This is a genomic window from Mycolicibacterium canariasense (assembly GCF_002101555.1).
Lineage (GTDB): Bacteria > Actinomycetota > Actinomycetes > Mycobacteriales > Mycobacteriaceae > Mycobacterium > Mycobacterium canariasense.
The window spans coordinates 265,743-282,281 of record NZ_LQOL01000049.1; the positions used below are offsets into that span (position 1 = coordinate 265,743).

At 67.5% G+C, this 16,539-nt stretch carries 16 protein-coding genes and 1 pseudogene; 4 read left to right on the top strand and 13 right to left on the bottom strand.

Annotated elements, in window-relative coordinates; translation table 11 throughout:
• The 12 genes and pseudogenes from AWB94_RS14000 to AWB94_RS14050 all read right to left on the bottom strand — a co-directional run bounded on the left by AWB94_RS14000 (nucleotide 1) and on the right by AWB94_RS14050 (nucleotide 10,995).
• Nucleotides 1–195, bottom strand: a complete 195-nt coding sequence (locus AWB94_RS14000) for a hypothetical protein (RefSeq protein WP_062655888.1) — start codon at nucleotides 193–195, stop codon at nucleotides 1–3.
• Nucleotides 196–213: 18 nt separating this feature from the next.
• Nucleotides 214–1,602 carry an amidase gene (locus AWB94_RS14005; RefSeq protein ID WP_062655889.1) on the bottom strand — a complete coding sequence of 463 codons (1,389 nt, stop codon included), beginning with the start codon at nucleotides 1,600–1,602 and terminating at the stop codon, nucleotides 214–216.
• Between the two features lie 7 nt (nucleotides 1,603–1,609).
• Nucleotides 1,610–2,419, bottom strand: a complete 810-nt coding sequence (locus tag AWB94_RS14010; protein ID WP_062655890.1) for an ATP-binding cassette domain-containing protein — start codon at nucleotides 2,417–2,419, stop codon at nucleotides 1,610–1,612.
• Nucleotides 2,409–2,618 (bottom strand): ABC transporter ATP-binding protein, encoded by a 210-nt coding sequence (locus AWB94_RS36420; RefSeq protein ID WP_432443933.1) that lies wholly within the window; start codon nucleotides 2,616–2,618, stop codon nucleotides 2,409–2,411. The genes AWB94_RS14010 and AWB94_RS36420 overlap by 11 nt, the downstream gene beginning before the upstream one ends.
• 123 nt (nucleotides 2,619–2,741) lie before the next feature.
• Nucleotides 2,742–3,308: pseudogene (locus AWB94_RS36425) on the bottom strand (ABC transporter ATP-binding protein); the annotation flags it as partial.
• Nucleotides 3,308–4,255, bottom strand: coding sequence for an ABC transporter permease (locus AWB94_RS14020; protein ID WP_062655891.1), 948 nt, complete (start codon nucleotides 4,253–4,255; stop codon nucleotides 3,308–3,310). The pseudogene AWB94_RS36425 and the gene AWB94_RS14020, both read right to left, overlap by 1 nt.
• The gene (locus tag AWB94_RS14025; RefSeq protein ID WP_062655892.1) at nucleotides 4,256–5,215 is read right to left on the bottom strand and encodes an ABC transporter permease; all 960 of its coding nucleotides are present in this window, start codon (nucleotides 5,213–5,215) and stop codon (nucleotides 4,256–4,258) included. It lies immediately after the preceding gene.
• Nucleotides 5,212–6,834 (bottom strand): ABC transporter substrate-binding protein, encoded by a 1,623-nt coding sequence (locus AWB94_RS14030; RefSeq protein WP_234811735.1) that lies wholly within the window; start codon nucleotides 6,832–6,834, stop codon nucleotides 5,212–5,214. The genes AWB94_RS14025 and AWB94_RS14030 overlap by 4 nt, the downstream gene beginning before the upstream one ends.
• A 209-nt stretch (nucleotides 6,835–7,043) precedes the next feature.
• Nucleotides 7,044–7,793, bottom strand: a complete 750-nt coding sequence (locus AWB94_RS14035) for a response regulator transcription factor (protein WP_234811736.1) — start codon at nucleotides 7,791–7,793, stop codon at nucleotides 7,044–7,046.
• Between the two features lie 143 nt (nucleotides 7,794–7,936).
• Entirely contained in the window at nucleotides 7,937–9,082 is a 1,146-nt protein-coding gene (locus tag AWB94_RS14040) for a sulfotransferase family protein (RefSeq protein ID WP_062655894.1), read from the bottom strand.
• Between the two features lie 2 nt (nucleotides 9,083–9,084).
• Entirely contained in the window at nucleotides 9,085–9,867 is a 783-nt protein-coding gene (locus AWB94_RS14045; protein ID WP_024451492.1) for an SDR family oxidoreductase, read from the bottom strand.
• Nucleotides 9,868–10,995, bottom strand: a complete 1,128-nt coding sequence (locus AWB94_RS14050) for a hypothetical protein (protein ID WP_062656140.1) — start codon at nucleotides 10,993–10,995, stop codon at nucleotides 9,868–9,870.
• A gap of 98 nt (nucleotides 10,996–11,093) precedes the next feature.
• Here AWB94_RS14050 and AWB94_RS14055 point away from each other — a divergent pair, with 98 nt between their 5' ends.
• The 3 genes from AWB94_RS14055 to AWB94_RS14065 all read left to right on the top strand — a co-directional run bounded on the left by AWB94_RS14055 (nucleotide 11,094) and on the right by AWB94_RS14065 (nucleotide 13,246).
• Entirely contained in the window at nucleotides 11,094–12,059 is a 966-nt protein-coding gene (locus AWB94_RS14055) for an IclR family transcriptional regulator (protein ID WP_062655895.1), read from the top strand.
• Nucleotides 12,060–12,137: 78 nt separating this feature from the next.
• Nucleotides 12,138–12,515, top strand: coding sequence for a nuclear transport factor 2 family protein (locus AWB94_RS14060; protein ID WP_234811737.1), 378 nt, complete (start codon nucleotides 12,138–12,140; stop codon nucleotides 12,513–12,515).
• Nucleotides 12,516–12,568: 53 nt separating this feature from the next.
• Nucleotides 12,569–13,246 carry a GNAT family N-acetyltransferase gene (locus AWB94_RS14065; RefSeq protein ID WP_062656141.1) on the top strand — a complete coding sequence of 226 codons (678 nt, stop codon included), beginning with the start codon at nucleotides 12,569–12,571 and terminating at the stop codon, nucleotides 13,244–13,246.
• Here the strand turns inward: AWB94_RS14065 and AWB94_RS14070 are convergent.
• Nucleotides 13,208–15,313: a RecQ family ATP-dependent DNA helicase gene (locus AWB94_RS14070; RefSeq protein ID WP_062655897.1), complete on the bottom strand. Its 2,106-nt coding sequence runs from the start codon at nucleotides 15,311–15,313 to the stop codon at nucleotides 13,208–13,210. The genes AWB94_RS14065 and AWB94_RS14070 overlap by 39 nt on opposite strands.
• A 171-nt stretch (nucleotides 15,314–15,484) precedes the next feature.
• Between AWB94_RS14070 and AWB94_RS14075 the strand changes: the two genes are divergently transcribed.
• A complete protein-coding gene (locus tag AWB94_RS14075; protein ID WP_062655898.1) occupies nucleotides 15,485–16,531 on the top strand; it encodes an alpha/beta fold hydrolase in 1,047 nt (348 codons plus the stop codon).
• The last annotated feature ends 8 nt before the right edge of the window (nucleotides 16,532–16,539 follow it).

Below are 16,539 nucleotides of genomic sequence, written 5' to 3' on the forward strand. Positions count from 1 at the left end.
TCAGTCCCAGCTGGCCGTGAAGCCCACGGCGGGAACGGTTTCGCCGAGAACGGGAGCCGACGCCTGCCGGATCACGGCCAGTGTCGACGAATACGTCGGGTAGTTCTCGGCCATCCGTTCCGGCGAGACGGTCAGTCCGGCGTAGGCGAACACCGCCGCCAATTCCTCGGCGGACGGGGTACCTGCTGTGCTCATGCGGATCTCCTCGGTTCTCTACAGGGGTAGCGGGGTGTCGACGATGCCTGCCAGCGCTTCGAATGCGTGCCCGGCGCCCAGTACCGTGGCATCGGCGCCGGGCCTGCCCATGAACTGCAGTCCGATCGGCAGGCCGTCGAACCCGAAGTCGGCGGGCACCGTCAGTGCGGGCATCCCGGTGACGTTGGCGGGAACGGTCAGCGCGTTGACGGCCCACAGGATCGGGGTGGGCGCACCGCCGAAGAGCAGCTCCGTGGCGCCGAACGGCGGCGCGGTCATCGGGATGGTCGGGGACACCAGCAGATCGATACCCTGACCGAACATGACGTCCATGCCGGCGATCACGGCGTCGCGTGCGCGCAGTGCGGCGAGGTACTCGACACCCCGGTAGGCCCTGCCGGCCGCCAGCGCCTCGACGACATCTGCCCCGAACCGCGTCTGGTCGGTACCAGTCTGCGCGTCGTGCCATGCGGCGGCCTCGACCCCGCAGACCACCTTCACCACATCCGAACTCAAGGCCGCATCCGGGAATTCGACCGAGCGGATGACGGCACCCGCGGTCTCCAGGGTGCGCACGGCCGATTCGAAGGCGGCCGCCACGTCGGGCTCCAGCCGGTCGCAGAAGTACGTCTGCGCGACGCCGATCGTCAGACCTGCCAGACCGCGGCCGAATTCGGCGCGCAGGTCACCGACCGGCGCGGTGCTGCTGAACGGGTCAGCCGGGTCGTGCCCGGCGATCACCTGGAGCAGCGCCACGACATCGGCGACGCTCCGGCCCAGCGGTCCGGTGTGATCCAGGGTGGAACTCAGCGCGCTCACCCCGCGCCGGCTGACCATGCCGTAGGTCGGCTTGTGCCCGGCGACACCGCACAATGCGGCGGGGATGCGGATCGAGCCGCCGGTGTCGGTGCCGAGCCCGGCGGTGACCACGCCGGCGGCGATCGCCGCAGCGGTGCCGCCGCTGGATCCGCCCGGGATGCGATCGGTCGACCACGGATTGCGGGTGGGCGGGGTGTTGACCCCGTAGGCGTATTCGTGAGTGGTGGCCTTGCCGAGGATGATCGCGCCGGCCTCGCGCAGCCGGCGCACCGCCTCGGCGTCGGCGTCGGCAATCCGCTCGGGCGTACCCGGCGAGCCGTTTCCGGTCCGGTGGCCGCCGACATCGTAGATGTCCTTGACCACCAACGGTATTCCGGTCAACGTCCCGGCCGGCACCCCCGCCTCGTGCTGGGACTGGGCGACGGCGAGCGCCTCGTCGGCGAACACCGCGGCGAAGGCCTGGATGCGGTCCTCGGTCTCGGCGATGCGGGCCAGCGCACCGCGGACCAGCGTGACGGGGTCGATCTCGCCGCGGTCGATGCCGGCCCGCAGGTCCGGGATGCTCTGCGGGGTCAGCGTTTCGGTCATGCTTCTCCTAACTCGCAGCTACCGGCAGTTCCGGTTCCAGGACCGCGTCGACGAGCCTGCGGGTGATGTCGACGCCCGGATCGGTGAGCAGCCTGTCCACAGGTCCGGATTCGACGAGCTTGCCGTGGTCGAGGACGCCGGCGTGCTCGCACATGTGCTCGACGAGGGCGAGATTGTGGGTGATGAGCAACATGGTGAGCTTGCGTTCACGCTGAAGGTCCTTGAGCAGGTTGAGGATCTGCGCCTGCACGGAGACGTCCAGCGCCGCGGTCGGCTCGTCCAGGACGACGAAGTCGGGGTCGGTGACCAGGGCGCGGGCGATGCCCAGCCGCTGGCGCTGCCCCCCGGAGAACTCGTGGATGTACCGGTCGTAGTGCGACGGCAGCATCCCGACCCGGTCCAGCAGGTCGAGCACCTTGGCCTTCGCCTCCGCCGGCGAGGCCATCCGGAACAGGGTCAGGGGGTAGGCGATCTGTGCCCCGACGCTGCGCCGGGGATTGAAGGCCGAGCCGGAATCCTGGAAGACGATCTGGATGTGCTTGCGGTACTTGCGCATATCGAGGTCGGACAGCCCGACCAGCTCGTTGCCGTCATAGGTGACCGAACCCGACGTCGGCTTCTCCAGGCCGAGCACCATCCGGCCGGTGGTGGTCTTGCCGGACCCGGATTCACCGATCAGGCCGTACGTCTGGCCACGCGGCACGTCGAAACTGACGGCGTCGACGGCGACGAACTCTGCACGTTTCCCGTCGTCACCGCGGACGGTGAACACCTTGGTGAGGTTCCTGACCGCGACCAGCGGATCGTTAGGCGACATGGGCGGCCGCCTTCGCCGTGTCGGCGGTGTCCTCGGCGTGGAATTCGAAGAGTCTGCGGTCGGCCCGTGGTACCGCCCGAGTGTTCTCGTCGAGGTGCAGGCGCGGCACCGCGCGCATCAGTCCCTGGGTATACGGGTGCTGCGGCCGTTTCAGGACCTGTTCGACGGTGCCCGTCTCCAGCACGTCACCGCGGCGCATCACGGTGACGTCGGTGCACACGTGGGCCACCACACCGAAGTCGTGGGTCACCAACAGGATCGAGGTGCCCAGCTCGGCGTTGATCTCCAGCAGCAGGTCGAGGATCTGTTTCTGGACGGTGGCATCCAGCGCGGTGGTCGGCTCGTCGGCCAGCAGCAGTTCGGGCCGGCAGGCCAGTGCGATCGCGATGACGACGCGCTGGCGCTGACCGCCGGACAGTTCGTGCGGATAGGACTTCATCCGGCGCTTGGGATCCGGCAGTGCCACCAGGTCGAGCGCCTCCAACGCCTTGACCCGGGCAGTCGCCTTGTCCACCCCTTGATGCAGGCGGATCACCTCGATCAGCTGTGATCCGACGGTGAACGACGGGTCCAGCGCCGACAGCGCGTTCTGCGACACCATCCCGATATGGGATCCGCGGATGGCGCACATCTGCTTCTCGGTCTTGTCCAGCAGGTTCTCGCCGCGGAACAGGATCTCCCCGCTGGTGATCTCGGCCCGGCTGGTGCCCAGCAGGCGCAGCACGGCCAGTGAGGTGACCGACTTCCCCGAGCCGGATTCGCCCACCAGTCCCAGGATTCCGCCCTCGCGCACCGCGATGTTCGCGTTCTTCACCGCGTGCACGGTTCCGCCGTCGGTGTGGAAGTCCACCGACAGGTTCCTGACGTCCAGCGCCATCTGTGCGGTCATCAGTTCGTCTGCTTCCTGGGGTCGAGGGCATCGCGGACACCGTCGCCGATCAGGCTGAACGCCAGGGAGACGACGAGGATCAACAGACCGGGGATGGTCGCGACGTGGTAGATGCCTTCCAACAGCACGTTCTTGCCGTCGGCGGTCATGATGCCCCAGTCCGGTGTGGGCGGGATGACGCCGACGCCGAGGAAGCTCAGGCCCGAGGCCACCACGATCATCAGCCCGCACAGCGTCGTCGCGTACACCATCAGTTGGACGACGACGTTGGGCATCAACTCCCGGAACATCAGCAGCAGCGGATTGGCGCCGTAGGCCCGGGCAGCTTCGACGTAATCCTTGGACGCCTCCTGCACGGTCGCGGTGTAGGCGACCCTGGCCATGTAGGGCACCAGGGTGATGCCGATGGCGAGCATGACGTTTCCCAGCCCGGCACCGAGGACGGCGGACAGGGCGATGGCCAGCAACACCAGCGGGAAGGCGAACAGGACGTCGAGCACCCGCATCAGCACCTCGCCCGCGCGGCTTCGACGGTAGCCGGCGAACAGCCCGATCAGCAGGGCCAGCGGGAACACCACCAGCACCGGGACCACGGCGACGGTGAGCGAGTTACGGCCGCCGTAGAGCAGCCGGGTCCAGATGTCGCGTCCCTGCCCGTCCAGGCCGAGCAGGTGTCCCTCGGTGCCGACACCGGCGAGCCGGTTCACCGGATCGCCGGCCACCGGACTGTACGGCGTGAGCAGCGGGGCGAAGATCGCCGCCAACGTGACCACCACCAGCACGACCAGCGACAGCACCGCCATCTTGTCCCGGCTGAAGGCCCGAACGGCAAGCCGCCATTGGGGTTTCGGGGCCTCGGCGCGGGCGGGTATCTGCCCGCCCGCGGGCCGGCGCCGCGTCCCGATCAGGGGCCGTCCGGCGCCGACGGCTTCTGCGAGTGCACTCATCTACGCTCCCACTTTCCTTCTGGTCCGGGGATCGAGCAGCCCGACTGCCGTGTCGGCGACGAGATTGATGATCACGAAGGCCAGCGCGATGAAGAGCACGCCGGCCTGCACCACCGGGATGTCACGCTGGGTGATCGAGGTGTAGAGCTGTTGCCCCAGTCCGGGCCACCCGAAGACGACCTCGACGAACACCACACCGCCCAGCAGGTAGCCGACCTGCAGACCGGTGATGTTGACGATCGGTGGCAGCGCGTTGCGCAGGGCGTGCCGCCACAGCACCGAGCGGGTGGACAGCCCCGAGGCCCGCAGGGTACGGATGTAGTCCTGGGCCAGGATGTCGATCATCACGCTGCGGGTCATGCGGGCGATGACCGCCAGCGGCACCAGGGCGGCCGCGATGGCGGGCAGCACCAGGTGCGCCAGCAGATCGCCGAGACCGCCGGGGAAGCGCGGGTTGTACATCCCCGAGCTGGGCAGCCAGCCCAGTGTGATCGCGAACCCGCCGATCAGCAGCAGCCCGAACCAGTACACCGGGACGCTCGCGCCGGCCAGTGAGATCACCATGGAGGCACGGTCGAACAGGCTGTATTGCTTGTGGGCCGCGATCACACCGAGCGGGACCGCGATCACGATGCACAGCAGCAGCGCGGCGCCGGTCAGGATCATGGTGTTCACGAAACGCGGCACCATGATGTCGGTGACCGGTGCGTTGACGGTCAGAGACCGGCCCAGGTCGCCCTGCACCAGGCCACCGAGGTAGTCGAAGAACTGGATCGGCAGAGCCCGGTCCAGCCCCAGCGAGGAACGCAGTTCGGCAACGGACTCGGCGGTGGCGCCCGTTCCCAGAATCGTGACGGCCGGGTCGCCCGGGACCAGCTGCAGCAGCAGGAAGACCACTAGACTGACCCCGAACAGCACGAGAACCGTTGACAGCAACCGACTTCCGATTACACGGGTCATTTCTCCAGCCTCACTCCGGTCAGGTCGTACCACTCCTCGCTCGCCGAGACGAACCCGGACACGTACGGGGCCAGGATGTAGGGCGCCTTGTCGTTGACGATCGGCGCCAGCGCACCGTCGTCGCTGACGATGTTGTTGGCCGCCCGCCACCACCGGTCGGCCTCCTCCGGGTCGATCGAGGTGATGGCGTTGTTCATCGCCGCGTCCAGACGCGGGTTGCTGTAGTAGCCGACGTTGGGCCCGTTGGGCGCCTGCAGTTCAGAGGAGGTGGCAATGTAGAGCCAGTAGGGACTGGTCATCCCCCACGACATCTGCGCCATCCCGACGTCATCGGCCATCCCCCTGGCCCACACCCCGAGATAGGAGATCCATTCCTGCGTCTGGATCTTGACCCTGACCCCGATCGAGGCCAGGTTCTGCTGGATGAACTCGGCCATCTGGGCCGGCATGATCTGACCGGATCCGTCGGTGGACGTGATGAGCGTGGTGTCGAATCCGTCCTGCAGGCCGACGGAGGCCAGCAGTTTGCGGGCCCTGTCCAGATTGCGTTCGTAGGCGTCGCGCCGCTCCACGTACCCGCCCGCGGACATCGCCTGCACGCCGTAGGCGGGATTCACGGAGCCGCGCAACAGGTCTCGCGCCATGCCCTCACGGTCGACGGCGAGGTTGATGGCCTGCCGGACCTGCGGGATCGACGTGAAGCGATTGCGCATGTTGAACGACAGGTACCAGGTGTGCGGTGGGATGCCCTCGGAGAGCCGGTAGCCCTCGGCGACGAGGTTGTCGATGCTGTCGGGGTTGGGTACGGCAATCATGTCCACGTCACCGGAGCGCAACGCCGCGGTGCGCGCGGACGGATCCGGCAGCGGCCGGAACACCACACCGGCGATCTGTGGCTTGGTCCCCCAATAGTCGTCGTTGCGGACCAGGTCGATGCGTTCGCCGCGGATCCGCTGTTTGAACATGAACGGCCCGGTTCCCACCGGGTGGTCGGCGATATCGGCGCCGTACTTCTGCAGCGCGGTGGGGCTCATGATGGCGGTGGACCCGTTGCCGCCCTGGGTCAGCATGCGCAGGAACTCCGAGAACGGCTGCTTCAGGTGCACTTTGATGGTGTGGTCGTCGATGGTGTGCACGGAGTCGACGAACTTCCACACGAAGTTCGTCTGCCCTGCCGCCCGCGCCGAGTACATCGGGGATCCCTTGTCCCACATGCGGCGGATGTTGTATTCGACCGCCTGGGCGTCCAGGGGTGTTCCGTCGTGGAACCGCACGTTGGGCCGGATGTGGAACGTGTAGTCCAGGCCGTCGGCCGACACGTCCCATGACTCGGCGAGCCCGGGGCGCAGCGGGGGCACTCGCGCCTCCGACGACGGGATCGACAGATCCTCGTCGACCAGGGGCTCGAAGATCTGCCGGTTGATGCGCCATGACACCCACCCGCCGGCGACCTGCGGATCGAGGATGTCGGCCTCGGACTCGATGGCGATGACCATGACATTGCCCGTCCGGACGGGGCCGCGCCCGCATCCCGCGACGACGATGCCGAGCAGCGCGATGACGGCGACGGACAGGATTCGTTTCAGGTTGCGCCGCAATGCCGGTCGATCCTGTGCCATCCGTGACGCCTCCGCATTCGGGACCGGCCCCACCGCGCCACGGCGGGCAGTGATGTCCGGCGATGTCCTGAGAACACCGTAGGGAGGCGACGGGCCACGCGGTATCCGTCAACTTACCGATATCTGGGCCTCGATCGAATTGCACTGCAGAACAGCACTATTACGCGCGCAGCACAAAGACGGGACGGGACCAGGGCCGGCGGGAACGCTCAGAAACCCGCGGCGCGCCCCACCGGTGCGCCGGCACCGGCGCGGTGCTGGTCCACGAGTTCCAGCTCGGTGGCGTGCACCGCCGCCGCGACCCGATTGGCCACCCCCAGCTTGCGCAGCACCCGCTCGACATGGGTGCCGACAGTGCGGGGCGAGAGGAAGAGTTGGTGACTGATCTCGGCGTTCGAGAGGCCACCGCGCACCAGCGCCAGGATCTCCTGTTCGCGCGGTGTCAGGCGGGCGTTGGCCCGGACCTTCATCTTGCCGACGTACTTGGTGAACAGCGGCCGTACCGTCTCGACGATGCCACGGCTGCGGGCCGAGAACTCGGAATTGGCCATGTTGCCCTGGCAGATGCCCACGACATCACCCGCATCGTCGTGCAGCACCATCAGGAACCCGTTCGAGAAGCCTTCGGGGCGCAGCACCTTGGCCCCGCTGTAGGAGTCCGGAAATTCCGGCACGTCGTCCCAGTCCCAGATCCGGGTATGGTCGGCGAACTGCTTGTGGAACTCCGGCTTGGCCTGGATGTCCGAGGACAGGTACCGCGCCGTCGCATCCGAATAGCCCACCGAGTCGATGAGGCTGAAGCCCTTGACGCCCGGGGTCTTGTAGGCCAGCAGGAAGGTGTCGCAGCGCGCCTCCAGGCGAAGGAAGTCGATCGCTCCGCGCACCCGCACCGAGGTGTCGGTGGACACCATGTCAGCCGCGATCGACGCGTAATCCCGCGTGTCGATCCGAGTAGCCACGTCGTTCTCCGTCCACAGCGTCTGTCCGCCTCCCAAGTGGACAACGCGCGCACGACGGGAAGGTTCGAGAACTGTTTCCGCGTCGTTAAGGCAACAGCGGCCGGGCGTGAGATGGCCCACACTCGTCGAGCATCGCCGCGATGCTACAGCCCCCTGAACCGCTCCTTCACCTGCTCGGCGGTCAGCCCGTAGTCGGCCAGCGAATAGGTGTGCTTGGGCGCGCGCGGCCCCTGCTGGCTCTTGGCGTGGCTGTCCTGCATGGCCTGGCGCGCCGCGTCGGTGAACTCGATCCCGAAGGTCCGGTAGATGCCCTCCACCGCGCCGATCGGGTCCTTGACGAACTCGAAATAGTCGACATCGCAGAACTGCGCCGGATCATGCTTGGCCCGCTCGGCCTCGAAGAGTTTCAGTCCGCGTGACCAGGTCTCCATCGAGTCGGTCCCGATCACCTCACCCCGGAAGGTGTTCGACCAGCCCTCGGTGGTGTGCTGGGCCAGCGAGCACATGGACGCCATGATCGTCTCGGCCGGCCGGTGGCACTGCACCACCAGCGCGTCGGGATACGTCGCGAACAACGCATCGAGCGCGAACAGGTGACTGGGATTCTTCAGTACCCAGCGCTTTTCCGGTTCGTTGAGGCCGATCAGTTGCAGGTTGCGGCGATGCCGCTGATAGGACTTGGTCCAGTCCTGCCGGGCCAGCCACCGCGAATAGGTGGGAATGTGCGCCAACGTCTCGTAGGACACCGAGTGCAGCGACTGCCGCAACAGCTGCCAGCATTCCTCCACCTCGTCGGCGGTCATATAGTGCAGCCCCGTGTAATCCGGGTTCTCCTCGTGCGCCTTGCTGAACTGGGCGTCGAGTTGCGCGAAAACCGGGTTCTGAGACCAGGTTTCCCGCGGTGGCCGAGGCTGCGGGAATTCGGCCAGCCACAACTCCAGGCCCTGGTGCGCGGGGTCGGCGGTGAGCAGTCGATGAATCACCGTCGTGCCGGTACGCGGCAGTCCGGTCACGAAGATCGGTCGCTCGATCGGCACGTCGGCGTGGTGGGGGTACTGCTTGAACGCCCCCTCGGAAACCAAACGGGCGACCAACGCATTCCTGACGAAGAAGCGCTGCATCTTGCTGCCCAACTCGGTGAGGTCGGCATCGCGCTGGTATGCGTCCAGCAGGACCGCCAGCGCCTCCTTGTAGTTGTCGTCGTCGGGGCCGAAATCGTGCAGGCCGCAAGCCTTGACGGCCGACGCGTGCAGGTCTTCGACGGTGCCTACGTTGGTTCTCTGACTCATGATCAGTACTTGTACTCTCCGCAGTTGACGTCCAGCGTCTGCCCGGTGATGCCGCTGGACAGGTCGCTGGCCATGAACAGGATGGCCGAGGCCACCTCGTCCTCGGTCGGCAACCGCTTGAGGTCGCTGTTGGCCGCGGCCGCCTTGTAGATCTCGTCGACCGTGGTGCCGTACTTGCCGGCCTGATGCTCGAAGTAGCTCTGCAGAGTGCCACCCCAGATATAGCCGGGCAGAACGGAGTTCACCCGGATACCGGCCTCGCCGAGTTCGCTGGCCAGCGACTGGGACATCGCCAGCAGCGCGGATTTGGCCAGCTTGTAGGCGCCCTGTTTGGGATCGGAGTGCCGGACCACCATCGAGTTGACGTTCACCACCGACCCCTTGGCCTCGGTCAGCGCGGGGGTGAAGCCCTGGATCAGCCGCAGCGCCCCCAACACGGTGAGCTCGACGGTCTCGCGGATGTGCTCGTAGCTCGTCTTGGCGAACGGTTTCATCGACGGCACCCGGAACGCGTTGTTGATCAGGACGTCGATCTTGCCGTATGCGGCAACCGATTCCGACACCAGATTGGCGACCTGTTCGTCGTCGGTGATGTCCGTGCCGATTGCCACCGCCCGTCGGCCCAGCGCGGTGACCTGCTTGGCGACATCGTCCAGGCGCTCGACGGTGCGCGCGGCCAGCACCACGTCGGCGCCGGCCTCGGCGCAACGCCGGGCCAGCGTGGTGCCCAGCGCCGGCCCGACGCCGCTGATGACGACCACCTTGTCTTGCAACAGTCCGGACATCTAACCCACCATTCTCTCGCCGATTTGCTTCTGTCGCAGCGCGATCCGAGCCCGCCAGTCGTCGTCGGAAATCTTGTTCGAGTCGTGGTACGGCAGCTTTGCCGGCACCTCGGCAAGGTCCACGATCTCGGCGGTCGGACCGTCGGCTTCGGTCAGTTCACGCGACACCCGCTGCCACCGGAATTGCAGATAACCCTTGCGGTGCCCCAGGGTCTCACACCAATTCGTCACCCCGGGATTCGCATCGGAGACCACGATGCGGATCTTGCCGTCCGGATCCGGCTGGGCCTGAGTGCCGTTCAGCGAGGTCTGGTGGTTGATGTAATCCAGCGAGATGTACCAGAGGCTACCCAGCTGGAAGCCCAGGTACGGTGCGTCGGTGACGGGCAGCGTGATGAGGACTGCCTCCTCCGGCGTGATGTCGTAGTGCCCGACCGACGAGTACTGGGTGGCCAAGCCGCCGGGTGTCAGCCGCGGGGCGGTCAGCGTGTTGACCGGCAGATTGTCATAGAACCATTTGGGGAACTGCAGCCAGGTCTTGACTCGCTGCACCAGTTGCGCGCCCGCCACCGCGAAACGCTTCTCGATCAGTTCACGGGTGAGCGGCGGTGGCGCCGTGCCCGCGGTGTCGGTCCGCGCGATGGCGAAGGAGCCACGCTGGGCCGACCAGTCGTTGTAGACCTCACGGATCACCAACTGCGATGGCGCGGCTGGGGTGAACCGCCATTCGAAGGTGCCGTCATCGGCGATGTCGAGCTTGCGGTCGTCGAACGCGGTCTCGCTGTCGGGCACCACCTTGTCGGTGTATTCACCGCCGAGCAACTGGAAGCTGACGTCGGTGGTGGTCCCGCGCCGTCCCGTCACCACATACTCGTGGCCGGCGTGCACTCGGGTGCCGAAGTACATGGTGTCCGGATTGTCCAGGCCCATCTTGTTGAACGGACCGGTGCCGGTATGCAGGAACGGGTGGTCCCGGTCGTAGTCGAACGCGATGTGGGTGCAGGCCGAGATGCCGCCCGCGAGGTACTGGAGACCTTCCATCAAGTCGGCCTCGGTCTCGATGAAGTGCGCCTCGCATACCAGGCGCTCGGCCTCGGCGATGGCGTCCAGGAATGGTTGTGCGTACATCTCCATCCGTTCCCCGCGTTCCAATATTGGACCGCGCTGGTAGAGTTTCCGACCTGAGACTAGAACGCGTTCTAATTCGCGTCAACGAAGGGGTCGCCATGCCACTGCCGGAACCGGCCGGCCGCGCCTCACCGCCGACGGCCCGGGTGGTGGCGATCCTGGACTTCCTGGCCCGCCATCCCCACGACCGATTCGGGTTGTCCGAGCTGGCCCGCCGGGTCGGGCTGAGCAAGCCCACCTGCCTGGGCATCGTGACGACGCTCGCGGACGCCGGCTATCTCGTGCGCGAAGCGACCGAGAAGACCTACCGATTGGGCCCCGCGTTGATCGCGCTGGGCCACACGGCACAGGAATCGCTGCGGGTCAGCCCCGCCGCGCGCGCCGAACTCGGACGGCTGAGCGAGACCTTCGCCGGCACCGCGGCACTGTCGGGTGTCGTGGACGACCGGATCACCCTGCTCGAGCTCGTCGCACCGGTGGGCACCCCGCCGGCGGTGCGGGTCGGCCAGAGCTATCCATTCGCCCCGCCGGTCGGGCTGATGTTCGTGCTGTGGGATGAGCGGGCTGTACGGGAGTGGCTGGCCAAGGAGCCGACCATCCCCCTGCGCACCGACAGCGAGCGCTTGGAACGGGTGATCGCCGAATGCCGCCGCACCGGTTACCTGGTGGAGCGTCTCACTCCCGGCGGACGACGGCTCTACGCCCTGATGGCCGGGATGTCGAGCACACTGCCCGACGAATTACGGGCGCTGCTGGGCGAATTGGTGTCGGATATCGGCGAGCGCGTATACCTGCCCAGCGATGAGCCGCTTGCGCGAAGAGCAGACAGCAGCGATGAGCCGCTTGCGCGAAGAGCAGACAGTGGCGACGAGGATTCCCACACCCGCCACGATGTCAGCGTCATCGCCGCCCCGGTGTTCGACCACCACCGGCGCCAGGTCATGGTCGTCTCGCTGCAGGTCGGCCACGCGCTGACCGACCGCGAGATCACCCGGCGGGCGCGGGCCGTGATGGCCACCGCCGGCGCGCTGACGGCGCAATTGGGCGGTATCGCACCGGACTGACGATCCGCCGCGACCATACATTTAATGCACTGGAGTATGGTCGTGCCGATCCAGCATCTATCCCCGGAGGAGACGCCCGTGGCATCCGCAGACCAGATCCGGCACGCCGTGCAGCGGTACGTCGAACTCGTCGCCGCCCACCAGCCCGAGGCCGTCGCGGACCTGTTCGCCGCCGACGCCACCATCGAAGATCCGGTCGGCTCCGAACTCAAGATCGGCCGAGCGGCCTTCGTCGAGTTCTACGGCGTGATCGCCGCCATGGAGGAGACCACGTCCGAACTGCTGTGGAGCCGCGTGGCCGGGGACACCGCGGTCTTCGAGTTCCGCTTGCGCGTGAGCACCGCCGGGAACGGCTATGAGGTGCAGCCGATCGACATCATGACCTTCGGCGAAGACGGGAAGATCGCCAGCATGCGTGCGGTATGGGACCCGGCGACCGATATCAAGATTCTCTAGCCGCGGCCGAAAATCGTTTCCCCTGAACCGCTTTCTGTGCTGCGATGACAGCCATGGCAGATCTGATCTGGCCTCTGTCGGGACTGGAGGTGACCACCCCGAGCCTGGCCCTGCGTTACATCACCGACGAGCTGGCCACCGAGTTGGCGGTGCTGGCCGCCCGCGGCATCCACGACCCCGCCACCATGCCGTTCTCGGAGCCCTGGACCGACGTCGAGTCACCACAGCTGGAACGCAATACCTTGCAGTACTTCTGGCGGTGCCGAGCCGAGGTCACACCCGAGCACTGGGACATCCCGTTGGCGGTGCTGGCCGGTGGCCGGCCGGTCGGGGTGTGCACGGTGCACGCGGAGAACTTCCCACAGCGCCGCACGGTGACGACGGGATCATGGCTGGGCCGTGCCCACCAGGGCCGCGGCATCGGCAAGGAGATGCGCCAGGCCGCGCTGCACCTGATCTTCGCGGGTTTGGGCGCGCAGCAGGCCCTCACCCGGGTGTGGCATGACAACGCGGCATCGCTGGCGGTCACCCGTTCGCTGCCCTACACGCGCACCGGTGATGCGGTCGAACCCCGCCGTGACCGCCACGACCTGATCATCACGTTCGCGATGAGCCGACAGACCTGGAAGACCGTCCGGCGCAGCGATATCCAATTGGCTGGCGTCGATGCGGTCGCCGATCAGCTGGGGTTCTCAACGCACCGCGGCCAACGCGAACGGCAGGACGGCTGAGGCACCGGCCCGGCGCACCACCCGGGCCGCCATGGTCAGCGTCCAGCCGGTGTCGGCGAAATCGTCGACCAGCAGCACCGGTCCGGCGCCGACCTCGACGGGCGGCTCCCAGGCGTCCCGCAAGCCCGCGACCCGGTACGCCGAATTGGCCGCGGTGACCGGCCGGTGTCCGGGCCGGTAGCCGAGCACGCCGAGGTCGGTCAGTCGGCCGATCTGCGCCAGCCGCGCCGCCATCGAACGGATCAGCAGCGGACGGGTGGCCGAATCCATGGCCAGCACCGCGGTGGGTCGGGTCGTCCAGTCCCACGCCTTGAGCACCTCGATGGCCGCCTGCACCAGGTCGTCGGGAACGTCGCCATCCGGCTCGTCGAGCAGCCGCCGCAGCCGGGCACCCCAGCCGAGATCGGTGAGCCGGCCGATCACCCGGCCGGGTTCGGGCCCGTCGGGGATGCGCCCGGACAGCTCGACACCGATGGCCGCGAGGCCGGTGGGCCACTGCTTGCGCGGGGCGAGTTCCACCCCGGGACGCATCAACTGCGCCCGCGCCGACTCGGCCGCCGCGACGTCCACCGTCGAGGCGTATCGCGGGCCTGCACAGTTGTCACACCGCCCGCATCGGTGCTCGGGGGTCAGCTCGGGATCGTCGAGTTGACGGCGCAGGAAGGTCATCCGGCAGTCCGTGGTCGACTGGTAGTCCAGCATGGCCTGCTGCTCCCGCTGCCGGGCTTCCTCCAGCCTGCGATAGCGCGGTTCGTCGTACTCCCACGGCTGCCCGGTGCCGATCCAGCCGCCCTTGACCCGGCGGACCGCACCGTCGACGTCGAGCACCTTGAGCACCATCTCCAGGCGGGACCGGTTCAGGTCGACCAGCGGCTCCAGCGCCGCCGTGGACAGTGCGCGGTCCGGTTCCAGCGCACCGATCACCTTGCGCACCATGGCTTCCGACGGGAAGGCCACCGAAGCGAAATACCGCCACACGTCGGCGTCCTCACGCCCGGGCAGCAGGATCACCTCGGCACTGGCGGTGGCGCGCCCGGCGCGGCCCACCTGCTGGTAGTAGGCGATCGGCGAGGACGGTGCGCCCAGGTGCACGACGAACCCGAGGTCCGGTTTGTCGAATCCCATGCCCAGCGCCGACGTGGCGATCAGGGCCTTGACCCGGTTGGCCAGCAGGTCGGCCTCGAGTTGTTCGCGCTCGGCGGCCTCGGTCGACCCGGTGTAGGCGCCGACCTGATGCCCGCGCTCCCGCAGCAGGGTGGCGATGTCGTGGGCCTGCGACACCGTCAGGGTGTAGATGATGCCGGAGCCGGGAAGCGACTCCAGCTGCGCGGCAATCCATGCCGCGCGTTGCGCCGGGCCGCCGGCCTGCACCACCGACAGCCGCAGCGACTCACGATCAAGCCCACCGCGCAGCACGACTGTGCCGGCGTCCCCGCCCGGTACATTGCCGGCACCGCCGACGCCGACGCCCAACTGCGCGGCCACGTCCTCGACCACCCGGTCGTTGGCCGTCGCGGTGGTGGCCAGAACCGGTATGTCGGAACCCAATTCGCTGACGAGCGTGCGTATCCGGCGATAATCGGGGCGGAAGTCGTGGCCCCAGTCCGAGACACAGTGCGCCTCGTCGACCACGACCAGTCCGGCATCGGCGGCCAGCGCGGGCAGCACGGCATCGCGAAAGTCGGGATTGTTCAACCGTTCCGGACTGACCAGCAGCACGTCGAGCTCGCCCGCGGCCACCCGCTGGTGCACAGCGTCCCATTCGGTGACATTGCTGGAGTTGATGGTCGCGGCGGCCACCCCGGCCCGCTGGGCGGCGGCCACCTGGTTGCGCATCAACGCCAGCAGTGGCGACACGATGACCGTCGGGCCACGCCCGGCGGCCCGCAGCAGTTTGGCGGCGATGAAGTACACCGCCGACTTGCCCCAGCCGGTGCGCTGCACCACCAGCGCGCGCCGCCGGTGTACCACCAGCGCCTCGATGGCCGTCCATTGATCGTCGCGGAGCACGGCGTCCGGGCCGGCGAGTTGTTCCAGGATCGCCTGCGCCTCGCCGCGTGTTGCCATGCACCCATGATGCCGGGCGACCCAGCGGCCCGGACACACCGCTCCCGTGAGCCGGACGTTTCCGCTTGACGCCGCGCGCCCTGCGTGTAGGTTTGCTTTTACTTCCAAATGGCAATAAACGCCGCGCGACGGGCCGTCCTCGCCGCACCGCCGTCGCCGAAAGGACCGCCCATGCCCGCACCCACCGATGCCGAGTACCTCGAACTCGGCGACTTCACCCTGCAGAACGGCCACACCCTGCGCGGTGCCACGCTCGCCTACAAGACCTACGGCACCCTCAACGCCGACAAGTCCAACGTCGTCGTCTACCCGACCTGGTACTCCGGCTGGCATACGAACAATGAATGGCTCATCGGGCCCGGCCGCGCCCTCGATCCCGGCGACCGGTTCATCGTCATCCCGAACATGCTGGGCAACGGTCTGTCGTCCTCGCCGTCGAACACCCCCGCCCCCTATGACGGCCCCCGCTTTCCGGCCGTCACGTTCTACGACCAGGTCGAAGCGCAGTACCGGCTGGTCACCGAGAATTTCGGGATCTCTTCGATCTCCCTCGTCACCGGATGGTCGATGGGTGCCGGGCAGACGTATCAGTGGGCGGTGAGCCACCCCGAGATGGTGCAGCGGGCCGCTCCGTTCTGCGGCTCCAGCGCGACGGCACCGCACAACAAGGTGTTCCTGGAGTCGTTGGTCACCGCGCTGTCGGCCGACGCCGCCTTCGCCGGCGGCGACTACGATCCCGCCAAGCCGCCGATCAAGGGACTGCGGGCCTTCGCCCGCGTCTACTCGGGCTGGGGTTATTCGCAGGCGTTCTACTGGGAGGAGACCTGGCGCGAGCTCGGCTACACCTCGCTGGACGACTTCCTGTACGGGTTCTGGGAGGGCTTCTTCCGCGACGGACGCGACCCCAACAACCTGATCACCATGATCGGGACCTGGCACAGCGGAAACGTCGGCAACACACCGGGTTTCGGGGGTGACGTGAAGAAGGCGCTGGCATCGATCCGCTGCCCGCTGCTGGCAATGCCGGCGGAGAAGGACCTGTACTTCCCGCCAGAGGACGAGCAGTGGGCCAGTCAGTTCATCCCGCACGGTGAAGTCCGGGTGATTCCCGGCATCTGGGGACACTTCGCCGGTGGTGGCAGCAATGCCGTCGACACCGACTTCATCGACGCGGGTCTGCGCGAGTTGCTGGCCAAACCGGGATACACGCCCAGCTGACCGGCAGC

What these genes read in the sequence shown, in the direction of transcription:
- AWB94_RS14050 (WP_062656140.1), bottom strand. Translation starts at nt 10,995, where the DNA reads ATGTACGCACAACCATTCCTGGACGCCATCGCCGAGGCCGAGCGCCTG.
- AWB94_RS14055 (WP_062655895.1), top strand. Translation starts at nt 11,094, where the DNA reads ATGCCACTGCCGGAACCGGCCGGCCGCGCCTCACCGCCGACGGCCCGG.
- AWB94_RS14010 (WP_062655890.1), bottom strand. Translation starts at nt 2,419, where the DNA reads ATGTCGCCTAACGATCCGCTGGTCGCGGTCAGGAACCTCACCAAGGTG.
- AWB94_RS14030 (WP_234811735.1), bottom strand. Translation starts at nt 6,834, where the DNA reads ATGGCACAGGATCGACCGGCATTGCGGCGCAACCTGAAACGAATCCTG.
- AWB94_RS14075 (WP_062655898.1), top strand. Translation starts at nt 15,485, where the DNA reads ATGCCCGCACCCACCGATGCCGAGTACCTCGAACTCGGCGACTTCACC.
- AWB94_RS14045 (WP_024451492.1), bottom strand. Translation starts at nt 9,867, where the DNA reads ATGTCCGGACTGTTGCAAGACAAGGTGGTCGTCATCAGCGGCGTCGGG.
- AWB94_RS36420 (WP_432443933.1), bottom strand. Translation starts at nt 2,618, where the DNA reads ATGCGCCGCGGTGACGTGCTGGAGACGGGCACCGTCGAACAGGTCCTG.
- AWB94_RS14005 (WP_062655889.1), bottom strand. Translation starts at nt 1,602, where the DNA reads ATGACCGAAACGCTGACCCCGCAGAGCATCCCGGACCTGCGGGCCGGC.
- AWB94_RS14020 (WP_062655891.1), bottom strand. Translation starts at nt 4,255, where the DNA reads ATGAGTGCACTCGCAGAAGCCGTCGGCGCCGGACGGCCCCTGATCGGG.
- AWB94_RS14065 (WP_062656141.1), top strand. Translation starts at nt 12,569, where the DNA reads ATGGCAGATCTGATCTGGCCTCTGTCGGGACTGGAGGTGACCACCCCG.
- AWB94_RS14000 (WP_062655888.1), bottom strand. Translation starts at nt 195, where the DNA reads ATGAGCACAGCAGGTACCCCGTCCGCCGAGGAATTGGCGGCGGTGTTC.
- AWB94_RS14025 (WP_062655892.1), bottom strand. Translation starts at nt 5,215, where the DNA reads ATGACCCGTGTAATCGGAAGTCGGTTGCTGTCAACGGTTCTCGTGCTG.
- AWB94_RS14070 (WP_062655897.1), bottom strand. Translation starts at nt 15,313, where the DNA reads ATGGCAACACGCGGCGAGGCGCAGGCGATCCTGGAACAACTCGCCGGC.
- AWB94_RS14040 (WP_062655894.1), bottom strand. Translation starts at nt 9,082, where the DNA reads ATGAGTCAGAGAACCAACGTAGGCACCGTCGAAGACCTGCACGCGTCG.